This window comes from Bacillus sp. BF2-3 (assembly GCF_008368795.1).
Taxonomy (GTDB): Bacteria; Bacillota; Bacilli; order Bacillales; family Bacillaceae_G; genus Bacillus_A; species Bacillus_A cereus.
The window spans coordinates 35,816-55,680 of the sequence record NZ_QOSA01000004.1; the positions used below are offsets into that span (position 1 = coordinate 35,816).

Here is a 19,865-nt window from a genome sequence, read left to right on the forward strand (position 1 = left end):
GGGCAACATGTATATTACACCAAGACATATCATCAATTGGATGCAACTCACTGCAAAACAACTTGAGTATCAAAAAAAAAATCTAACGCAACTTGATCAATTCATAGGTGATGGAGATCATGGTATTAATATGAATAGAGGGTTTAAAGAGGTTGAAAAAAAGATATCATATACAGCTTATGATGATATTGGAAATGTATTTCATGATATTGGAATGATACTTATTTCAAAGGTTGGAGGTGCATCAGGGCCTTTATATGGAACAGCCTTTTTGAGGGCTGGCAGTGTTTTGAAAGGGAAAAATAAAATTACAATCAATGAATTGGGGATTGCTTTTCAAGAATCTGTAGATGGCATCTGTCTAAGGGGAAAAACTCAGATAGGAGATAAAACAATGCTTGATGTTTGGGATCCTGTTTTGAAGTATATCCAAAGAAATGGAGAAAAAATAAAACCTATTGGTCTTATCATTTTTGCAAGAGAACAAATGGAAAAAACTAAGCCATTATTAGCTAAAAAAGGACGTGCTTCTTTTCTAGGAGAAAGGTCTATTGGTCATTTAGATCCAGGAGCAGTCTCATCTTTTATTATCTTTGAAACTCTATGTTTATCTCTTATAAGTGAAAAAGAAATTGTTAATGAACTTAGGGAGCAATTGTGATGAGTAATGCAGGAATAGCTTTAGTTTCTAATGGTTATCTACTAGTTAAGAGATTTAAAAGCTTTACTCGTCCAATTAAGTTCCAGTGTTTTAATAGTTTCTGCAGGAGAAGTAGATAACGATGAAGTAGGTTGAAGCATTAGATAAATTCAAGAGGCTATTCATAAATTTGGAAGGTGCTCTAATTAAGAGTGATTAAATCAAAATAGCAGATTCACCATCAATAGAGGGTCCTACGTAGCAGTTGTTGAATTAGGGTTTGGCAAAACATTAGAAGAAATATATAAGATTTAAGGCTGTACTTGAAGCGAAAACCATTATAAAAATATAAAAGGAGCTAATCTTATGAGAATCGAAAGAAAATTAATTGTAACTCGTAAGGATGGAATTCATGCAAAATCAGCAAGTGAAATTGTAGATGGCTTAAGGGATTATGATTGTTCAGTTCAGTTTATATTTAAAGATAAAAAAGTTAATGCAAAAAGTACTCTTCAACTAATCGATTTAGCAGTAAAAAGAGGAGCAGAAATACATGTAATTCTTGATGGGGAAGATGCTGATGATGCCCTTGTGTTTATACAATGGTTTTTGAAATAACAAAGGGGGTCATAAATATGTCTCCATTTATGGGGGAATTAATTGGAACCTTGGTTCTTATTTTATTAGGGAACGGCGTTGTAGCAGGTACTTTGCTGAAAAAGTCCAAAGCACAAAATTCCGGATGGGTTGCAATTACCCTTGGCTGGGGATTAGCAGTTACATTCGCTATATATATAGTAGATAACATAAGTGGTGCGCATTTGAATCCTGCAGTTACAATTGCTTTTGCTTGTATAGGGTTATTTCCTTGGAGTGAAGTTCCTTCCTATATTGGTGCACAGTTGATAGGGGCTTTTTTAGGTTCAATATTTGTCTGGCTCCAGTATTTTCCGCATTGGAAAGAAACTAAAAATCAAGAAATTATATTGTCGGTATTTTCTACAAGCCCTGCAATAAAAAGTTGGCCGTCCAATTTGTTAAGTGAAATTATTGGCACTGCGGTATTTGTATTTTCAATTTTAGCTATGAGTCATAATAAAATTACAGATGGACTACTTCCAATAATAATAGGAGGGTTAATAGTATCTATAGGTTTTTCTCTTGGTGGAACAACTGGATTTGCTTTAAATCCAGCTCGAGATTTTGGGCCAAGACTAGCACATCAAATCTTACCAATATGTAATAAAGGCTCTTCGGATTGGGGATATGCATGGATTCCTATAATTGGTAGTACCATAGGAGGAATCATAGGAGCTATATGTTTTCAATTGATTTATTAAGCAATTAATATATTAAACTTCAATTAGAAAGTAATTAGTTAACCACGTTTACTATCGATCATATAATGCAAAGGGGTATTTAAATTAACAATAAAAAATGTATGCTAAAAAATTACTATAACTTTGATTATAATGTGGAATTGTTTTACCTTAAATTTACCGGCAGCACACGCTGATACAAAAATAGAAAGTATTGTAGATATTGGAGAAAATGGACAAAATGCAAAGGTATATAATAATTTTTCTACTCTATTCGATGGACCAACAAAAATAAAAACTTCTCTTTTAGTTTCAATAATTGATAATCCATACAGTAATAAACAAATCGCTGTCATTAAAACCGATGGAAATGATATTAGTGCAAATAAATCGGTAGAAGGATTAACAGATGAATATGGACATGAGGCTGGATATATGTCAGCTGTTTTAAAATGGGCTTCATCTTATAACATTGGAATGGAGTTAACAAATGAAAACTTTCAATTTTATAAAGTTTCGCCAATAAATACGATAGACACAAAAACTATAACTTCCTCTATTGGTTATAATATAGGGGGAGAAATAAAAGTAAGTGATAAAGCGGATGGTGGGGGTGTTGCTTTAAAATAAAGTTTAATCAAATTGATACTAATAACCTTGATAAACGATCATAGAAAAGAGCGTGTTTTGAAAAAAAGTTTGATCAAAACACGCTCTTAATATTTTCAGTTGGATCATTCTTTTATAAACAAGTTTGATCATTTCCTATCTATGTTGCTCCACAATCGCACCCTTTAATTAAATAAACCACTAATTATTTTAGCTGTTATTATGGAAAGGAAAATGAAATTAAAGCACCCGATAGTTTAAGTGGAATGCTTTACAATATAAAAAATAAGCCTTTTGAGGTGTCATTGTTAACTGATTAATAATACGAATTGTTACAACTTTATTTAAACATTATCGTGTTTAACCTCTTGCATAACTTTATTGGAACTTTTTCTGTGATCGAAATATTTAGAAATACGAATTTTATATTCGAGGTTATTTTTATAGTCTTCGGAAAAAACACAAGCATAGAGAAGATCTAAAAGAAAACAGATGGATTCATTCGAACTAAAACTGCCTATTTTTGAATACAATTTCTCCCTAGTGGTAATTCGCAAAATACAATCAGCGTATTTTGTTAGGGTATTTTCTCCAATACTTGTTAAAGCAATGACAGGTACTTTCTTTCTCTTGAGAAATGGCAACAGACTGACAATATCCTCACTTTCCCCACTATAAGATATAACAATTGCACAAGTTTCAGTATTAGAATTTACTGCTTCGAAATGAGGATCAACTGTGCATAGACTGACATGTTTTCCAATGCGGTTCATCTTCGATTTAAAATCATGACAAATCAATAAATTATGATACATAGAAAATACTTTAATATGAGTTGCTTCATCCAACATATTAGTTGCCCTTTGCAAATCATTATGATTTAAGAGAGACAAAGTATCGCTAATAGTTGTCTGATTCAATAAAGCCATCTTATTTGCAACGGTCATGATACTATCCCGATCGTCAAAAGGATAATTAGCATCAATAGAAGAAAAATGACTATTTAGATATTCAATTTCGCCAAGAAAACTATTTTTTAATTCCACCCATCCACTATATCCTAGTTTTTTGGCAATTCTAATTAAGGTGGATGGGTGAGTATAAGTTTCTTTAGAAATTTGTTTAGTTGTTTTGTCTTTAATATTCTCTCTCTGTTTAAACAAATATACAATTATTTCACTTTCAGATGAAGAAAAAATATCTTCTTTCATTTTCTCTATCAGTAACATATCTAATCACCTCTATTAATATTTCCGTTTGTAAATTACATTTACAAAATTGATTTGATTTTGTAAATAAGAATGTAAATGAAGAATGATTTCCTCTTTATTATATTGATTATATTTCTCCTTATTTTATACTACAGGTAAGAAAGGAGGAAGTAACAATCTATTTAATATTACTATCCCCATTCTTAAATTAAATTTACAAATTTTTTGTTTTTATGTAAATACAGCACTAAAGAGAAACGCTCACTTTCTTAATAGGGATTAAAAGATAACAAAAATGAAAAGAGAAAAAGGGGGAAAAATAAAATGACAAAAGGTATAAAAATTGTAACAATTGGTGGAGGCAGCAGTTACACTCCTGAATTAATGGAGGGGTTTATTAAAAGATATGAAGAATTGCCAATTAGTGAAATGTGGCTTGTTGATATTGAAGTTGGAAAGGAAAAACTTGAAATTGTTGGTAAGATGGCTCAAAGAATGTGGGACGCTTCTCCATATGATGTCAAAGTCCATTTAACTTTAGATCGTCGTGAAGCATTGAAAGATGCTGACTTTGTTACTACCCAATTTAGAGTTGGCTTACTAAATGCTAGGATTAAAGATGAAAGAATTCCTTTATCTTATGGGATGGCGGGTCAAGAAACAAACGGGGCAGGTGGAATTTTCAAAGCCTTCAGAACGATTCCTATTATTTTAAGCATTGTGGAAGATATGAAAGAATTATGTCCGAATGCTTGGTTAATCAACTTCACAAACCCAAGTGGAATGGTTACGGATGCAATTATTCGTTATGGTAAATGGGAAAGGGTTATTGGCTTGTGCAATGTTCCGGTTAATGCCATGATTGCTGAACCAGAATTAATAGGAAAAAACTTGGATGAGCTAATATATACTTTTGCTGGCTTAAATCATTTTCATTGGCATCGAGTTAAAGATGTGACGGGAAATGATGTAACTTCCGAAATCATCGATAAATTGTATGATGGAGATTCCGGTATACCGTCAAATATTTTTGATGTTCCGTTTTTTAAAGAACAATTGAAACAGATGAACATGATTCCTTGCGGCTATCACCGTTATTATTACCGTTATGACGAGATGTTAGAACATTTGCTAGAAGAATACAATGATTCAAACGTTGGAACAAGAGCCCAACAAGTTAAACAGACAGAAGCAGAACTATTTGAATTGTATAAGGATCCTAACTTAAATTATAAACCTGAACAGTTGGCTAAACGTGGAGGCGCCCACTATTCAGATGCAGCATGTGAAACCATTGCTTCCATCTATGCAAATAAAAATACACACATTGTAGTTTCAACAAAAAATAACGGTGCTGTTCCAGACTTGGCTCCGGACGATGTTGTGGAAGTTTCTGCATATATTGGTGCTGCAGGAGCAAGACCGATTGCTTTCGGTACGCTTCAACCGGCTGAAAGAGGATGGCTGCAAGTAATGAAAAATATGGAACTATGTGTAGAAGAAGCAGCAGTAACCGGAGATTACGGATTAGCATTACAAGCGTTTATAATAAACCCGTTAATCCCTAGCGGCAAAACAGCAAAATGTGTACTAGATGAACTATTAATTGCACATAAAAGATATCTGCCACAATTTGCTGAAAAAATTGCGGAGTTAGAAGCTGTAGGGATCACAGTAAAAGATGAAATAGCTAGAAACTTATACTAATAGTGTCCAAAATAAAAAAGTGGTGGCTAAAAAGGCATTAGATTCGCTCTTATGATGCTTTTACGCATTGCTGATGGCAAATTTATTGAGAAAAATTCTTATGTTGGTATACATGACATTCCCTCCAGCTAGGCGTTTATGCCTTACTCTCTAATAGACAAATGTGTGTCAGTTTCAATATAGCTAATTATGAGATCCTTTAAGGGTCTCTTTTTTGTTCTAAGGATAACAAACTATCATGATATGTGTATAAGTATCCATAATTTTTAGAAAAATACAATCTCTACTATAGTTGACGTTACATAAGTTAAATTTGATATTGATGTGACGCTACATAAAATTGAAAATTTTATTCATAAAATGTTCAATTTATATCTATTGTGAAAATTTTCACAATAGATATAATGAATATATATAAACATAACTGTTTTCAAGAATTATAGAGTTTATACTTTTTAAGAACTGATAAACGAGCTGCTTTCATATTATTATATTTATGTGCCAGAATTCTATAAATATAATTGTGATTTTTTAGATACATACTCTCTCTAAATTTGATAAAATATCCATTTTAAGCAAAATTTAAAATGCTAATGACAAATTTTCCTTTACGATGGGCCAGCTCTTCTATTAACAAGTATAAGATGTTTTCCAGAAAGCAGCTGCTAGCAAACGTATGATTCGTAAGAGAGGTTTATTGTTTTTTATTTGCTATTTAACCAAAATGTATAAGGGAAAGGTGATGAGTAGAAGTGCATTTCCATTTGTATTAACAACTTCAAGAAGGCAAAGACCATTCTCTTTGCAATTTTGTTTGCAGGCGATATAAACCATCTTATCAGATAGAACGGCAATGTTTTTAGTAAGTGGAATCGATTTCATTATACGAATAACAGTGCTTTTCTTTAGTTAGGAAAAGGATAAATATGTATAGTCTGTCATTCAATTGAACTTTTGGTGAGTAACATATACGTAATTAAAAACTTACATGGTATTTTTATCATTCGAAAGAACTTTAAATTGATTTCTGTCATGTTCGTTTGCATTAATAATCATGTTTTTCGAGATAAACGTTTTCCTTATCAATAAGGCAATTTGCAAGTGGAGTTTTACTCCTATTTTGGTTTGACGCAACTCAGTCTATTTATAGTTGGTTAGGTTTAGAGTAAGTGTATTTGAAACAACGATTTTCAACGGTATGTTCTTTCTATATTTTGAAAGCGTTTTCTTATAGTGGGTTATTTTATAAGATTATGAACCTTTTACCTAAGAAATTATGTGTTTTAAGTAATGATTTGAAAAATGATGAATTGGAGATTCACAAACTCATTTTTAGTAGTAAACAAAATTTTATAAAAGAAGTGAGATTTAAATAGCCTAGGAGGTGGTTTTCTCAAGGATAGAAAAAGTTGGTTTTTAATAGTTAAAGATTGATGAAATGAAGAAGAAAAGTTGTGTTGGTTGCGTCAATTCAGAAAAAAATTAGGATGAAACATTTAGGAGGTAGAGAGATGGTAGGGATTATCCTAGCAAGCCATGGCCAATTTGCTGAAGGCATTTTACAATCTGGCGCAATGATTTTTGGAGAGCAAGAGAACGTTAAAGCTGTTACCTTAATGCCAAATGAAGGGCCAGACGATTTGAGAGCAAAAATGGAAGCAGCAGTTGCATCTTTTGATAATCAAGATGAGGTATTATTTTTAGTCGATCTATGGGGCGGTACTCCATTCAATCAAGCTAATGGCTTGTATGAAGAACACAAAGACAATTGGGCAATCGTTGCTGGTTTGAACTTACCAATGGTGATTGAAGCTTATGCATCCCGTTTATCAATTACGTCTGCTCAAGAGATCGCAGCACATATCATTAAAACAGCGAAGGAAGGGGTCAGAATTAAACCTGAAGAGCTGGAACCCAAAGAAAATACTGATATCGCAGTTGCTAAAGATGGAAAATCAAAAGGCAGACTAGCTCCCGGTACAGTAGTTGGTGATGGGAAAATCAAGTTCGTTTTAGTCCGTGTGGATTCTCGTTTATTGCATGGTCAGGTAGCGACTGCCTGGACAAAGTCTACACAACCAAATCGTATTATCGTAGTTTCAGATGCAGTGTCTAAAGACGATCTTCGTAAAAAATTAATCGAACAGGCGGCACCACCAGGGGTTAAGGCCAATGTTATTCCAATCAGCAAAATGATTGAAGTTGAAAAAGATCCCCGTTTTGGTAATACTAATGCACTGGTATTATTTGAAAACCCACTAGATGTCCTGAGAGTTATAGAGGGTGGTGTGGATATTAAAGAAGTTAACGTTGGTTCTATGGCTCATTCAACTGGAAAGGTTGTTGTTAATAAGGTTCTTTCTATGGGAAGAGAAGATGTTGAGGCTTTCGAGAAAATGAAAGCAAAAGGCATTCATTTTGATGTACGTAAAGTACCTAATGATTCTCGTGCAAACATGGATGATATTCTAAAAAAAGCGAAGGTTGAATTATCGTAGTTACATAGCAAATTTAAATGAAATGGGGGATCATAATGTCTACTATAGAAATAATTTTAGTGATACTAATTGCATTTCTAGCCGGTATGGAAGGAATATTAGATGAATTTCAATTCCATCAACCACTAGTGGCATGTACACTAATCGGTTTAGTAACAGGTAACCTGGAGGCTGGTATTGTTCTTGGCGGTACACTTCAAATGATTGCACTTGGATGGGCAAATATTGGAGCAGCCGTAGCGCCAGATGCTGCATTGGCATCAGTTGCATCAGCGATCATTTTAGTACTAGGCGGACAAGGTGTTAGCGGTGTTGCATCAGCAATTGCAGTAGCGGTACCACTTGCAGTAGCAGGACTTTTCTTAACAATGATTGTTCGTACACTTGCTGTTCCTATTGTACACATGATGGATACGGCAGCTGAAGAAGGAAATATAAAAAAAATTGAAGTGTTACACATCGCTGCGGTGTGTTTACAAGGCATCCGAATTGCGATTCCTGCCGGAGCACTTTTATTTATCCCTGCACAAAGCGTTCAAGGATTCTTGGAATCAATGCCCGCATGGTTAACTGATGGAATGGCTATTGGTGGCGGAATGGTTGTTGCTGTTGGTTATGCATTAGTTATTAATATGATGGCAACAAAAGAAGTATGGCCATTCTTCATTATTGGTTTCGTAATAGCTGCGATTTCTCAATTAACACTTATTGCTCTTGGTGCATTGGGTGTGGCTTTAGCTCTTATTTATTTGAGTCTTTCTAAAATGGGTGGTTCTTCAAATGGTGGTGGAGGTAACTCTGGTGACCCGCTTGACGATATCTTAAACGATTATTAATTCAGGAGGAGGAGAAGACAAATGGCAGAAAAAATTCAATTAACAAAAAGAGATCGCTTAGCCGTTGCATGGCGATCTACATTTATTCAGGGCTCTTGGAACTATGAACGTATGCAAAATGGTGGTTGGGCCTTCTCGATGATTCCAGCGATTAAAAAGTTATATAAATCAAAAGAAGATCGAAAAGCAGCATTAAAACGTCACTTGGAATTCTTCAATACACATCCTTATATTGCTTCACCAATTCTAGGAGTTACATTAGCACTTGAAGAAGAACGTGCTAATGGTGCAGAAGTTGATGATGTGGCAATTCAGGGGGTTAAAGTTGGGATGATGGGTCCTTTGGCCGGTGTTGGTGATCCGGTATTCTGGTTTACTTTACGTCCGATGTTAGGTGCTTTAGGAGCATCATTAGCAATGGGGGGGAATATCCTTGGGCCAATCCTTTTCTTCTTAGCTTGGAATCTGGTTCGTTGGGGATTTATGTGGTATACACAAGAGTTTGGTTATAAAGCCGGTTCTAAAATCACTGATGATCTTTCAGGTGGATTATTACAAGATATTACAAAAGGTGCATCAATCCTTGGTATGTTTGTACTTGCAGCCTTGGTGGAACGGTGGGTATCAATTAAATTCAAGCCAGTTGTATCTGAAGTTCAGTTAGATAAAGGTGCGTATGTTGAGTGGGACAAACTTCCTGGAAATGGTGAAGGGATTCGTCAATCTTTTGAACAAGTAAACTCAGGAATGGCACTGTCACCTACAAAAGTAACTACCTTGCAAGATAACTTAGATCAATTAATTCCTGGTTTAGCTGCATTGCTTCTGACATTCTTCTGTATGTGGCTGTTGAAGAAAAAAGTCAGTCCAATTGTTATTATTCTTTCATTATTCGTAGTTGGGGTAGTTGGTCACGTAATCGGACTTTTATAATTTAAGTTGCTCACGTTTTCAATTCTTAAAATTTATTATTTAGGAATTGTTGAGATTGAAGTATAGGTTAGTAGCCTGTGAATCGATAATAGTTCGTATACAAAAAGTGGCTGGTGATTATCGCTTCAGCCACTTTTTGTATTGACTTAATTGTTTGAAGTTACGAATTATAAATAGGATAAATGAAATGGAGTGGATATGATGGTTCAATCAATTAATACAAAGGTAGATTTAGTAATAGATGCTACCGCTTTTACGGGACTTACGGACTATGGGAAAATTATGATTGGTGATAAAGGGTTTGAATTTTATAATTCTCGTGATACGCGTAAATTTATTCAAATTCCGTGGGAGGAAGTAGATTACGTTATAGCTTCTGTAATGTTTAAGGGGAAATGGATTCCACGTTATGCTATTGAAACCAAGAGAAATGGAATCTTCACCTTTTCTTCTAAGGAACCTAAGAGAGTTCTTCGGGCTATACGAGAATATGTAGATCCAGGTCATATGGCACAATCTCTAAGTTTCTATGATGTTATTAAACGTGGTCTTAAATCGCTAGGTAAAAAAATATTAAAATGAAAAGAAGGGGTGTATTTTTTATATAGGAGCTAACATGGTTTTGGTGTAAAAATAGATTAACTGATTATGCTCCTTTTTAGAGTCATACTATCAGTATGTTCAAGATTAAGATATTAGTTGTAAGAGCCTTGGGATTTTTGCACCAGAACCGTTTTATACACTAAAGGTTATTTATGTTATTTAATTATATTTTTGCAATCGTGCTGTGTTATAATTCTGAAATACTGATATATCTAGTAGGACTTAAAGATTTCGGTTTATCATATGAAGTGGAAAATTAATCCATTATCTTTGAGGATTAGGCTATGATTATTTAAACTATTATTCACACTATTATTTAGACTAAAAGAAGTACAAGGAGGAAGGTATATCTATTAAAGTAGTGAGATATACCAAATTCAAAATGAATATTAAATTTAATAAAAAAGTAGTAGCATTCACGGCAGGATTAACGGTATTATCTTCACCATTGGTATCGTTTGCAGAGGAACAACAATCAGTAAACAATAAGCAATCTACAAGCCTTCAAGTGCAAGATAACACAGACCAACTTCAACCAACAGATGAACAGGCTTTAAAAAGTATTGAAGCTAGTTTTGAAGAGGTAGACGGACGTGGTGGAGGTACTGTCGACAATAAGAAAGCAGATAGTCTTCAACGTTCAGAAGGTATTCATGAAGAAACAGGTACATTAACTGTTCCTAACAATTCAAGCAGAACAAAACGTAGTCTGTCTCCCATATCACCTAGCACCTCTAGTACAATAAATGGTGTTCCATTCACTGAATGGATTGTTCCAGCAGGTAACGATAATATTCGTCCTCAAAACTATATGAGTCCAAAGTACATTACAATTCATGAAACTGATAATACAAGTGTAGGAGCAGGTGCTAGAAACCACGCCCAATACCTATATAACCAAGCAGTAGGCAACACAGACAGAACTGCATCGTGGCATTTTACAGTAGACGATAAAGAGATTTATCAACACCTACCATTAAACGAGAACGGATGGCACGCAGGAGACGGTGATGGTCCAGGTAATAGAGAATCTATTGCAATTGAAATCGCAGTTAACAGTGACGGAAACTACAGTAAAGCGGTAGATAACGCTAAGAAACTTGTAGCTTATTTAATGAAAGAAACTGGTGTATCGTTAAATAACATTGTAAAACATCAAAAATGGAGCGGTAAAATCTGCCCTGCTAACATGATTAATAATGGGCAATGGGATGTATTCCTAAATAGCGTTGAGGGGTATTATAATGATCTTTATCAACCAAAAGATGACATTACAGGAGGTTGGTATGAAGAAGCTATCCGAGAGTTAAATAGAAGGGGTATTATGATAGGGGAAGGAAACGGGGTTTTCGCACCCAATAGAGCGATAACAAGGGCCGAATTTGCTCAATTAATCTCTAAATCTCTAAACCTGCCAGCTGGAGATGCTTCATTTAAAGACCTATACGATGCAAATTCAACTTTACGAGATGGTATTAAACGTACTGCAAGTGCAGGTATCATTCAAGGTAGAGGAGATGGTTATTTTGACCCAAACACACCTATTACAAGAGAAGAATCAGCAATTATTGTAAACAAGGCTTTACAGTATAAAGGTATATGGGGACCAGTTGTAAACCTACCATTCTCAGATAAAGACCAAATTATTTATAAAGAAGACGTACAAAGACTGCATGGCCTAGGTATTGTAAAAGGTAAGGGTGACAATCAATACGACCCTAAAGGAACAACAACTCGTGGTGAAACAGCAACATTCATTCTAAATATGCTACAAGTAATTGAAAATGGTAGTGTTGAAAAGGTAATTGGAACGGCTCAAATTAATGGTATTGGGGTAAATGTTCGAAGCGGATCAGGTACAAACTATTCTATTGTTAGAAAGACAAGTAAAGGCGAAAAAGTTACAGTATATGAAGAAAAGAACGGCTGGCTAAGAATTGGAACAGGGCAGTGGATTTATTATGACTCTAGTTATATCGACTATAACAGATTATAAAAGACTTAATAGTTAAAAGAACAGGTCATATTTGGATATATAATTTACTCTCAGGTTGTGAAGAAGACTTTCTCCACAACCTGTTTTTGTGCCTGGCCCCCCCTTTACCTAACAATACTGATAAAAAGAGGAGAAGGAGGGATTCATTATGATACTGGCATCGGTAAATCAATGAGATTCTTTTCTTTAATTTTCCTATTGGAACACAGTTTTTTCTTAGCTTGATGGATGTGGGGTATCATCACATCGCTATCAAGCTAAGAAAAGCAAATACCCCAAAACGAGAAAATTGATATCTCCAGGTAAAAATGTACAATTTACTCGTTTTGAGAGCGTTATAAAATTTTTAAGCTGATGGATGAAAAATGTAAACTTTACACGTTTTGAGAGCGTTATAAAATTTTTAAGCTGATGGATGTGGCGAACCCCACATCCATCAGCTTAAAAATTCAAAAATAGGAACTTTGATTTGTCTTGCAATCCCATCCAATGATACCTAGCATTTTATGAAAGTCATGTTCCTCAGATCGTAGATTTGTCATTGTCTGTCTCCACAATTCTGGACTTAATTCCTAGAGAATATATGTATGCTAGTTGTGCTCAAGAAAAAACATAGTATGTAGCCCCTACTTTATAAATTCCTTAACATTTCCTGCACTTTCTTCCATGTTTTTCGTCAATTCGAAGTCTTCCGCACTTTGAATATCCTCACCAATAACCATAATTATGAGGAGTCTAAATTTTGAAGAAAACAACAAAAATAGTGTAAATAAAAGCTACATACTATTTTGTTGTTTTCTTTTTTAATCAGTATAAATTTATTAATTATTACAAGCGTTTAATGTATTACACTTTTTTCGTCCTTTAATTTCCGCCGGCTGGGCACCAAGCCAATAAGTTGGAAAAGCAGTCCCTTCAGTAACACCGCCATCACGATGCATGTAATAACGCTCATCATGGTTAGCTTTAAAGTTTCCTTCAAGTGCAAGTTCCACCCACTCTGCACCAAAACGAAAAATTTCTGCAGCTACTCCACCAAGCGGGTGAAATTCATTCTCATAGACGCGTATTTCCTTTGGTGCTTCTACAAACTCATAAAGACTTAATGCTTCTTCCAAACGGGTAAGTTCATCAAATTCTCCTATTCCCATGAAGACTGGACAAGTAATCTTTGGCGCCAATTTCCACAAATTCATCTGGCTACTCAATTCGTTTTCAAAAGCAACTTCATCCGTGTAACCAGACATGTACATAAAATTTGCTTTGAAACTCGGCTGCGCTCTGTTAAAGATGGTATCAAATTCACCATATACACCTTCAAAAGTCGCTATAGCGTTTATACGATTATCACTCGCAGCAGCTCGCATCCCCCAATACCCACTCATACTGATACCAAAAAATCCAATCCGCTTTGGATCAACCTCAGGCCGTTTTAATAGAAAATCGATATAACAACTAACGGCGCGTTCGTAATTAGTCAAATCAACTTTTAGACCTTCAGATACAGATTCACCTTGACCCGGTCCTTCAATTGATAGAGCTACGATACCACGAGACGTATAATAACGTTGCGCAATCTGTATATAGTCTTCCTTAATCATATCCATACCTGGACCTAATATTACTGCTGGTGCATTATGAACTTCACCTGAGGGCAAATGAAGTAGTGCATATATCTGTTTGCCTTCAAATTCTAGTACTATACGTTGTACTGTTCCTCCTCCAAGTGATGAAATAGCTGCCACACATTCGTTACAACGTTCTCGAAATGCCAATTTTCGTGGATCATCATTAAAATATGAGTATTGTGCACGTCCCCACATAACAGCAGCTCGCTGATATAGATCACGAGCAGTAACGGTGAATCCTTTTTGTTCATAATGTTTTGCGCGTTGTTGAGCCTGAGAAGCAACCGTAGCCCATGCTTTTGGTATCATTGCTCCACTCTTTACTTGAGAAAAAACTTTATCAAAATCAGTGTGGTCGTGCCCTAACTGTTCCATAGTTGCCTTTGCTTCAGGATGCAAAGCATCAAACCCACCAAGTGCAAGGGCTATATCTAAAGCCCATCCTTGAGATTGTGAACGTTGAGTCATAATAATCATCCTTTACATTTTTAGTTAAGTACTTAACGATTAAGTACTTAACTAAAATAATGAAGTATAATATGTACTTTTGTCAAGACTACAAACCAAGTCATTTTATTATTTTATTGATGACTTAAGGTGAGCATATATAATATTGCTTGGATAATGAATAGTCAGTTTCTACTTAATTTGACTCTACTCTTTTTCATATGTTAATGTTAATTTCGTATAATTAAGTACTTAGTTAATGAGAAAATGGTGATGTTATGACAAATTCTTCAAATAAGTTAACTGCGATAGACGAACTTAGTCAGGCTATATATAGTTTGACTGCAGCCGATGGACGTTTAAGAGGGCGAGCTACTCGTACATTAGGGGCAGTTTCAATGGTCCATGCTCGAACCCTTAAAGTATTAGCTGAAGAAGGCGAATTGTCAGTCAAAGAATTAGCTGATCGAGCAGAAACTACCGCCGCTGGTATTACTCAATTAATCAATGGATTACAACAGGCTGGTTACGTTGAGCGTGTTCGTTCAAATAACGACCGGAGAGTTGTCAATGTCCAACTTACGCCTAGTGGTTTAAATTGTCACTTAGAAAGAGAGAAAAAACTAAAACATATTCTTAATGCGAACCTTTCAGATTTTGATGCAGAGCAAATCGAGAAATCCTCTGAAATAATTAGATGTCTAGTTCATGTACTTGACCAACTATAAGAGTATTCTAAAGCTATCTTGAGTTTTTAGAACTAACACATCGCTATTATGCTAAAAGAACTAGTTACCCCAAAATGCAAAAAATTTGCGTTTTGGGAATGGCTGAACAACAACTTGGCAGTGGAGTTAATCGCTAACTTTAAATATACATGGAGAAAAAGGAGAGACATATCGTCTCTCCTTTTTCATTATAATCTCTAGTATGTAAAGTTACTAAAAATATTATCCTCTAGAAAATTCTCATAAATTTCCGTAAATAAGCCTAGATTCACTAATAAAAAGGATCAAAGGAGGAGGGAATTATTTTTATGGAACGATAGAGCATTTCAGATACTGTTACACATTCATAATCGTTTCTGTATAAATATCTCATGATACTTTCTAAAGCTTCAACTGTCTGAGAGGTCTGAGAAAATTCACTCCCATTCCAATCATGGAGTAGAATAATATTGCCGGGTTTAACACCTTTTGTTATATATCTAGAAATTTTGCTAGCTGCTGGATTTCTCCAATCTTGAGGATCCTGATGCCATGACCATAGATTAACAAGTTTCTCATTCTGCATAGCTGTATTAATAATTAAATCATTATGAAGGCCTCCAACTGGACGATAAAGAGTTGGTTTATAACCAGTGATTTGCTTGATAATTTTATCCGTTTGATCTAATTCTGCAGTTAATCTAGCGACGGTAATATTTTTATCATAAATATGATTATAAGTATGATTAGCAATTTCGTGTCCTTCTTTTACTTGCCTTTTTAATATAGAGGGAAACCTTGTAGCTTTATTACCTGCTACGAAAAAAGTTGCTTTCGCATTGTATTTAGCCAAAATATCAAGTATTTGTGGGGTGAAAACAGGATGAGGCCCATCATCAAATGTTATCGCAACTGTTTTTTCCTTTGCGTTTACTTCCCAAATTACCTTCCCTGTTTTTTCATACGCTTTACGACTATCTGTAAAAGCATATATGGGTATTTCTGTGGAACAAAAAGAAATGATTAAAAGAATGAGGACTATCCAATTTTTTTTCAAGAATAATACACTCCTATGGGATACAAGTAAGTTTAGTTTATGGAGTTATTATCAAATTATTTAATAAGAAATTAAAAAAGTGGAATGAGGAAAGTGACAAGGGTTGAAGGACAAGTTTTACCAAAAATGAATGAGAACGATAGGATCGTAAATATTTTAAAGCGTGCCGGATATGAGCCAGAAGATCTTCTTTATATCATTAGTTCTCACTTGCATTTTGATCATGCAGGAGGAAATGGTGTTTTTACAAATACACTAATTATTGTACAGCGTGCTGAATATGAGGTAGCACTCCACAGAAAGGAATATTTGAAAGAATGTATATTGCCGAATTTAAACTATAAAATAATTGAAGGGGATTATGAAGTAGTACCAGGTGTGCAATTAATATATACACCGGGACATACGCCAGGGCATCAGTCATTATTAATTGAGACGGAAAAATCAGGTCCAGTGTTACTAACTATTGATGCATCATATACGAAAGAAAACTTTGAAGATGAAGTACCGTTTGCTGGATTTAATTCGGATTTAGCTTTATCTTCAATAAAACGTTTAAAAGATGTTGTTAGGAAAGAAAATCCGATTATTTTCTTTGGACATGATATGGAGCAAGAAAAGGGCTGTAAAGTGTTCCCAGATTATTTGTGATATAGCATATAAAAAGTCATGGGCTCGTTAGCTAATGACTTTTTGTTTTGGGGTGTTATAAAATTCTTGAGTTGATGAGCATGGGATACCATCAGGAAAATGCGGATATACAACGATAAGCCCATTTTTAAAACGATTTCCTAGTTTTTAACAACACCAAGAGAGTTTTAGTGATCTTAAAGAATCTAATGATACTACATTATCCAAATTAATATGGTATTCTTTTAGTAAATTAATATGCCTCCCTAAAGGTGACTATAGAAAGCTATGGGAAAGGAACAAATAATCATTCCTTATTCCATTAAAGGGGCGGATTAATAGAACAAGAATAAATTATTTCTTCTATCGAAATATAATCCCCAAAACAAAATAATCCGTTAAGTAATTCTCATTGCACAAAAAGAGGTGTGGAAAAATGTCATTAACATCAGTTTTATTAAATGTGTTATTTAAAAAGGGTGATGCTAAAAGAGATAAAGGGTTAACTACTCCAGAAAATATCGAAAGGTTTGACAACCTTGATTACTACGGGGATAAAAGTGAAGACCATTTGCTTGACGTGTATTATCCAAAGGATACGGACAAACCTTTGCCAGTAATTATATCGATTCATGGTGGTGGCTGGGTGTACGGGAACAAGGAAGCTTATCAATTTTACTGCATGAATTTAGCCCAGTACGGGTTTACGGTAGTAAACTTCAACTACCGTCTTGCACCAAAATATAAATTTCCAGCGACTCTGGAAGATGTAAATTCGGTTTTTCATTGGGTGAAGAATAATTCAACAAAGTTTCATATGGACTTAAATAATTTGTTTATTGTAGGTGATTCAGCGGGAGCCCAGATTGCAAGTCAGTATGCAGCAATTATAACTAATTTAAAGTATGCAAAACTGTTTGACTTCAAAATGCCTGATATAAAAATAAAAGCAATGGGATTAAACCACGGAATGTATGATCCTCTCGATAGAATAAAAAACAAAGAAACGAAAGAATGGTACAGGAGTCTTTTAAATGCTTTGATGAAGGACTACCTTGGAACAGAAATTTATAAATATGAAAAGGAAATGGATTTTCAGTCAAACATTACGTCATCTTTTCCTCCGTCCTTTGTGACTTGTAGTGTTAATGATGGATTGGTTGGGATTCAACCTGTTTTCCTTAGTAAATTAGAATCTGCAGGACTTCATTATATTTACAAGGAATATGGTCATAATGACAAAGCTAGCGGTCATGTATTCCACCTTGACTTAAGAAAAGACGAAGCAACAATACTTAACAACGAACAAATAGAATTTTTCCGCCAATACATGGGCAAATGAGTGGATATCTAGTAAGAAAGGAATTGAAACAAGCTGAAAATGGGGGTCCGCCACACATCCATCAACTTAAGGTATATTTTCAAACAAAATGCGGTCTTTCCATATAGTTTTTTATTATCTTTTGTAGATTTTATAAAAGCGGGCATATCAAATAAACCCTGACGGGTTTCAATTTTTTACTATGCTACCTGATGAGTAGAAGTGGTATACTCATAGACAACACCCAAAATATCAAAGACTGTCTTTTTCTCGTATCGATGAGATTTTCGTCCGTTGTGCTGTAGGAGGTTAAACAGACGAAGGAGAACCTTTGATAATTCTTGGGTGTTTTTGTGTAATGCTTGGTAAAAAAGTGAAAAATAATCCTTAATTATGTACATCGCTTTATATTCACTTAGCTCTTTCTGTTTCTTACGTAATAGAAGTTCTCGCATTTTAAACATAGTAGAAGAACATAATAGAATACTAATGAGTTGCCCATAAAGATGACATTCTAATCGCTCTTGTTTAATAGATTTACAACGATGAATTTGAAACCAAGATTTCCATATTTTAAATAAAAGCTCAATTTGCCAACGTAATGAATATAAATCATAGATTTTCTCTTTTGGTACCCATTCCGTAGGAATGTTTGTCATATATACCGTAATACCTTGTAAAAGCTTTGTACGCTCTGTATATGTAATTCCTTTTTTCTTTTCACGAATAGCTCGGTTACGTAGGCGTTTCTGTTTTTGCTCCTCGGTACACCTATAAACTACAATACGAGTAGGCAATTTGTCCTTACTCCCTACATATACATCGTGTAATTCATACACTTGGCCAGGTTGTAGTTGTTTCATAATGTCTTCCAAATGAATTTGTATATATACCGGTTTCAATTGAGAGGGTTTTGTTTTAAATACCACTGTTTCGAACTCTTTTCTATATATTTTAGTTGGTAACTTAAGACGAGATAAATAATACCCCTGCTTGTCTTGAATAGACTTAAAGTCTTGTAGACGAAAATATCCTAAGTCACGAATATACAGCTCATTCTTTTGTATCATGCCTGTTCGAGTCGCACCATACGCCTGATCACTTCGTTTTCCTGGTTCAATTTTCACATCAGAAAATTCCCCACTCAACAAGTCATACTCTAGTTGAATTTTCACACCAGTTTTATGACTACATCCTCCGGCACCAGGATAGGTAGATGCGAATCGATCTGGAACCTGAAAGGTTGTAGAATCAAGGATGCGAATGCGCTCAAAGTAGGAAGAAAGAGAATGAGAAATCTTAGATACGCCTCCAATTTTAGCTTGTAGAAGTGTAGTAAATACAGTTCGAAAGAAGGCTATAGAAGCAGAGTTAAATCGCCGATTAAGTCCTTCCGGACTTAATAAAACTCCTGTTGAAGTTTCTAATTGACTACATAGTTGAGTAAGAGAGGTAGTAGCAACTTGTTGATTTAGCCATACACACAAAGATAAGAAATGGTGCCCGTGGCACTTACGTTTTCGTTTCATTCCGCCTGCTTCTATGGCTAATTGATTAAGTGTAGCGGGAGACATATATCGATATAACTCTTCAGCGAATAAAGATAATTCTTGTTTTTGATTCATATTCATAAAAAACACGTCACCCTTTCTCATTAACATAAGAAAATAGTAACGTGCTTTTAACTTCAAAAATAGTCTAAATCCTTAAGTTGATGGATGTG

General features: G+C 34.7%; 16 protein-coding genes and 1 pseudogene. 13 read left to right on the top strand and 4 right to left on the bottom strand.

All coding sequences use genetic code 11. The features are described 5' to 3' along the window. Nucleotides 1-7 precede the first annotated feature (7 nt). The 4 genes from dhaL to DN401_RS29700 all read left to right on the top strand — a co-directional run bounded on the left by dhaL (nt 8) and on the right by DN401_RS29700 (nt 2,589). Nucleotides 8-661 (top strand): dihydroxyacetone kinase subunit DhaL, encoded by a 654-nt coding sequence (gene dhaL, locus DN401_RS04350; RefSeq protein ID WP_149287568.1) that lies wholly within the window; start codon nt 8-10, stop codon nt 659-661. Nucleotides 662-1,006: 345 nt separating this feature from the next. Next, nucleotides 1,007-1,258 (top strand): HPr family phosphocarrier protein, encoded by a 252-nt coding sequence (locus DN401_RS04355; protein WP_065705945.1) that lies wholly within the window; start codon nt 1,007-1,009, stop codon nt 1,256-1,258. Between the two features lie 17 nt (nt 1,259-1,275). After that, nucleotides 1,276-1,980 (top strand): MIP/aquaporin family protein, encoded by a 705-nt coding sequence (locus DN401_RS04360; protein WP_149287569.1) that lies wholly within the window; start codon nt 1,276-1,278, stop codon nt 1,978-1,980. 132 nt (nt 1,981-2,112) lie between these two features. Beyond that, entirely contained in the window at nt 2,113-2,589 is a 477-nt protein-coding gene (locus tag DN401_RS29700; protein WP_255481228.1) for a leukocidin family pore-forming toxin, read from the top strand. Between the two features lie 323 nt (nt 2,590-2,912). Here DN401_RS29700 and DN401_RS04370 read toward each other — a convergent pair whose 3' ends face one another. Further along, nucleotides 2,913-3,797: a MurR/RpiR family transcriptional regulator gene (locus DN401_RS04370; RefSeq protein ID WP_149287570.1), complete on the bottom strand. Its 885-nt coding sequence runs from the start codon at nt 3,795-3,797 to the stop codon at nt 2,913-2,915. A 306-nt stretch (nt 3,798-4,103) separates the two neighbouring features. On the opposite strand from DN401_RS04370, the gene DN401_RS04375 reads away from it, so the two are divergent. The 6 genes from DN401_RS04375 to DN401_RS04400 all read left to right on the top strand — a co-directional run bounded on the left by DN401_RS04375 (nt 4,104) and on the right by DN401_RS04400 (nt 12,352). Then, a complete protein-coding gene (locus tag DN401_RS04375) occupies nt 4,104-5,486 on the top strand; it encodes a 6-phospho-beta-glucosidase (protein ID WP_149287571.1) in 1,383 nt (460 codons plus the stop codon). Between the two features lie 1,511 nt (nt 5,487-6,997). Next, a complete protein-coding gene (locus tag DN401_RS04380) occupies nt 6,998-7,984 on the top strand; it encodes a mannose/fructose/sorbose PTS transporter subunit IIA (RefSeq protein ID WP_149287572.1) in 987 nt (328 codons plus the stop codon). 35 nt (nt 7,985-8,019) lie between these two features. After that, on the top strand, nt 8,020-8,820 hold the full coding sequence (locus tag DN401_RS04385) for a PTS mannose/fructose/sorbose transporter subunit IIC (RefSeq protein ID WP_000103758.1): 801 nt from the start codon (nt 8,020-8,022) through the stop codon (nt 8,818-8,820). Nucleotides 8,821-8,841: 21 nt separating this feature from the next. Then, the gene (locus DN401_RS04390) at nt 8,842-9,753 is read left to right on the top strand and encodes a PTS system mannose/fructose/sorbose family transporter subunit IID (RefSeq protein ID WP_000818327.1); all 912 of its coding nucleotides are present in this window, start codon (nt 8,842-8,844) and stop codon (nt 9,751-9,753) included. 198 nt (nt 9,754-9,951) lie between these two features. Beyond that, nucleotides 9,952-10,335 carry a DUF956 family protein gene (locus DN401_RS04395; protein WP_255481227.1) on the top strand — a complete coding sequence of 128 codons (384 nt, stop codon included), beginning with the start codon at nt 9,952-9,954 and terminating at the stop codon, nt 10,333-10,335. Nucleotides 10,336-10,738: 403 nt separating this feature from the next. Continuing rightward, on the top strand, nt 10,739-12,352 hold the full coding sequence (locus tag DN401_RS04400; protein WP_149287574.1) for an S-layer homology domain-containing protein: 1,614 nt from the start codon (nt 10,739-10,741) through the stop codon (nt 12,350-12,352). 821 nt (nt 12,353-13,173) lie between these two features. On the opposite strand, the gene DN401_RS04405 is transcribed toward DN401_RS04400, so the two are convergent. Continuing rightward, complete coding sequence (locus tag DN401_RS04405) at nt 13,174-14,448, bottom strand: alpha/beta hydrolase (RefSeq protein ID WP_149287575.1); 1,275 nt, start codon at nt 14,446-14,448, stop codon at nt 13,174-13,176. 257 nt (nt 14,449-14,705) lie between these two features. On the opposite strand from DN401_RS04405, the gene DN401_RS04410 reads away from it, so the two are divergent. After that, nucleotides 14,706-15,155, top strand: a complete 450-nt coding sequence (locus tag DN401_RS04410; RefSeq protein ID WP_000185335.1) for a MarR family winged helix-turn-helix transcriptional regulator — start codon at nt 14,706-14,708, stop codon at nt 15,153-15,155. Nucleotides 15,156-15,426: 271 nt separating this feature from the next. Here the strand turns inward: DN401_RS04410 and DN401_RS04415 are convergent, their stop codons facing one another. Further along, complete coding sequence (locus DN401_RS04415) at nt 15,427-16,191, bottom strand: polysaccharide deacetylase family protein (RefSeq protein WP_149287576.1); 765 nt, start codon at nt 16,189-16,191, stop codon at nt 15,427-15,429. A 96-nt stretch (nt 16,192-16,287) separates the two neighbouring features. On the opposite strand from DN401_RS04415, the pseudogene DN401_RS04420 reads away from it, so the two are divergent. Beyond that, nucleotides 16,288-16,842: pseudogene (locus tag DN401_RS04420) on the top strand (N-acyl homoserine lactonase family protein); the annotation flags it as partial. Between the two features lie 415 nt (nt 16,843-17,257). Continuing rightward, nucleotides 17,258-18,163, top strand: coding sequence for an alpha/beta hydrolase (locus tag DN401_RS04425; RefSeq protein ID WP_149287577.1), 906 nt, complete (start codon nt 17,258-17,260; stop codon nt 18,161-18,163). 179 nt (nt 18,164-18,342) lie between these two features. On the opposite strand, the gene DN401_RS04430 is transcribed toward DN401_RS04425, so the two are convergent. After that, nucleotides 18,343-19,773, bottom strand: a complete 1,431-nt coding sequence (locus DN401_RS04430; protein WP_149287578.1) for an IS4 family transposase — start codon at nt 19,771-19,773, stop codon at nt 18,343-18,345. Between the last annotated feature and the right edge of the window lie 92 nt (nt 19,774-19,865).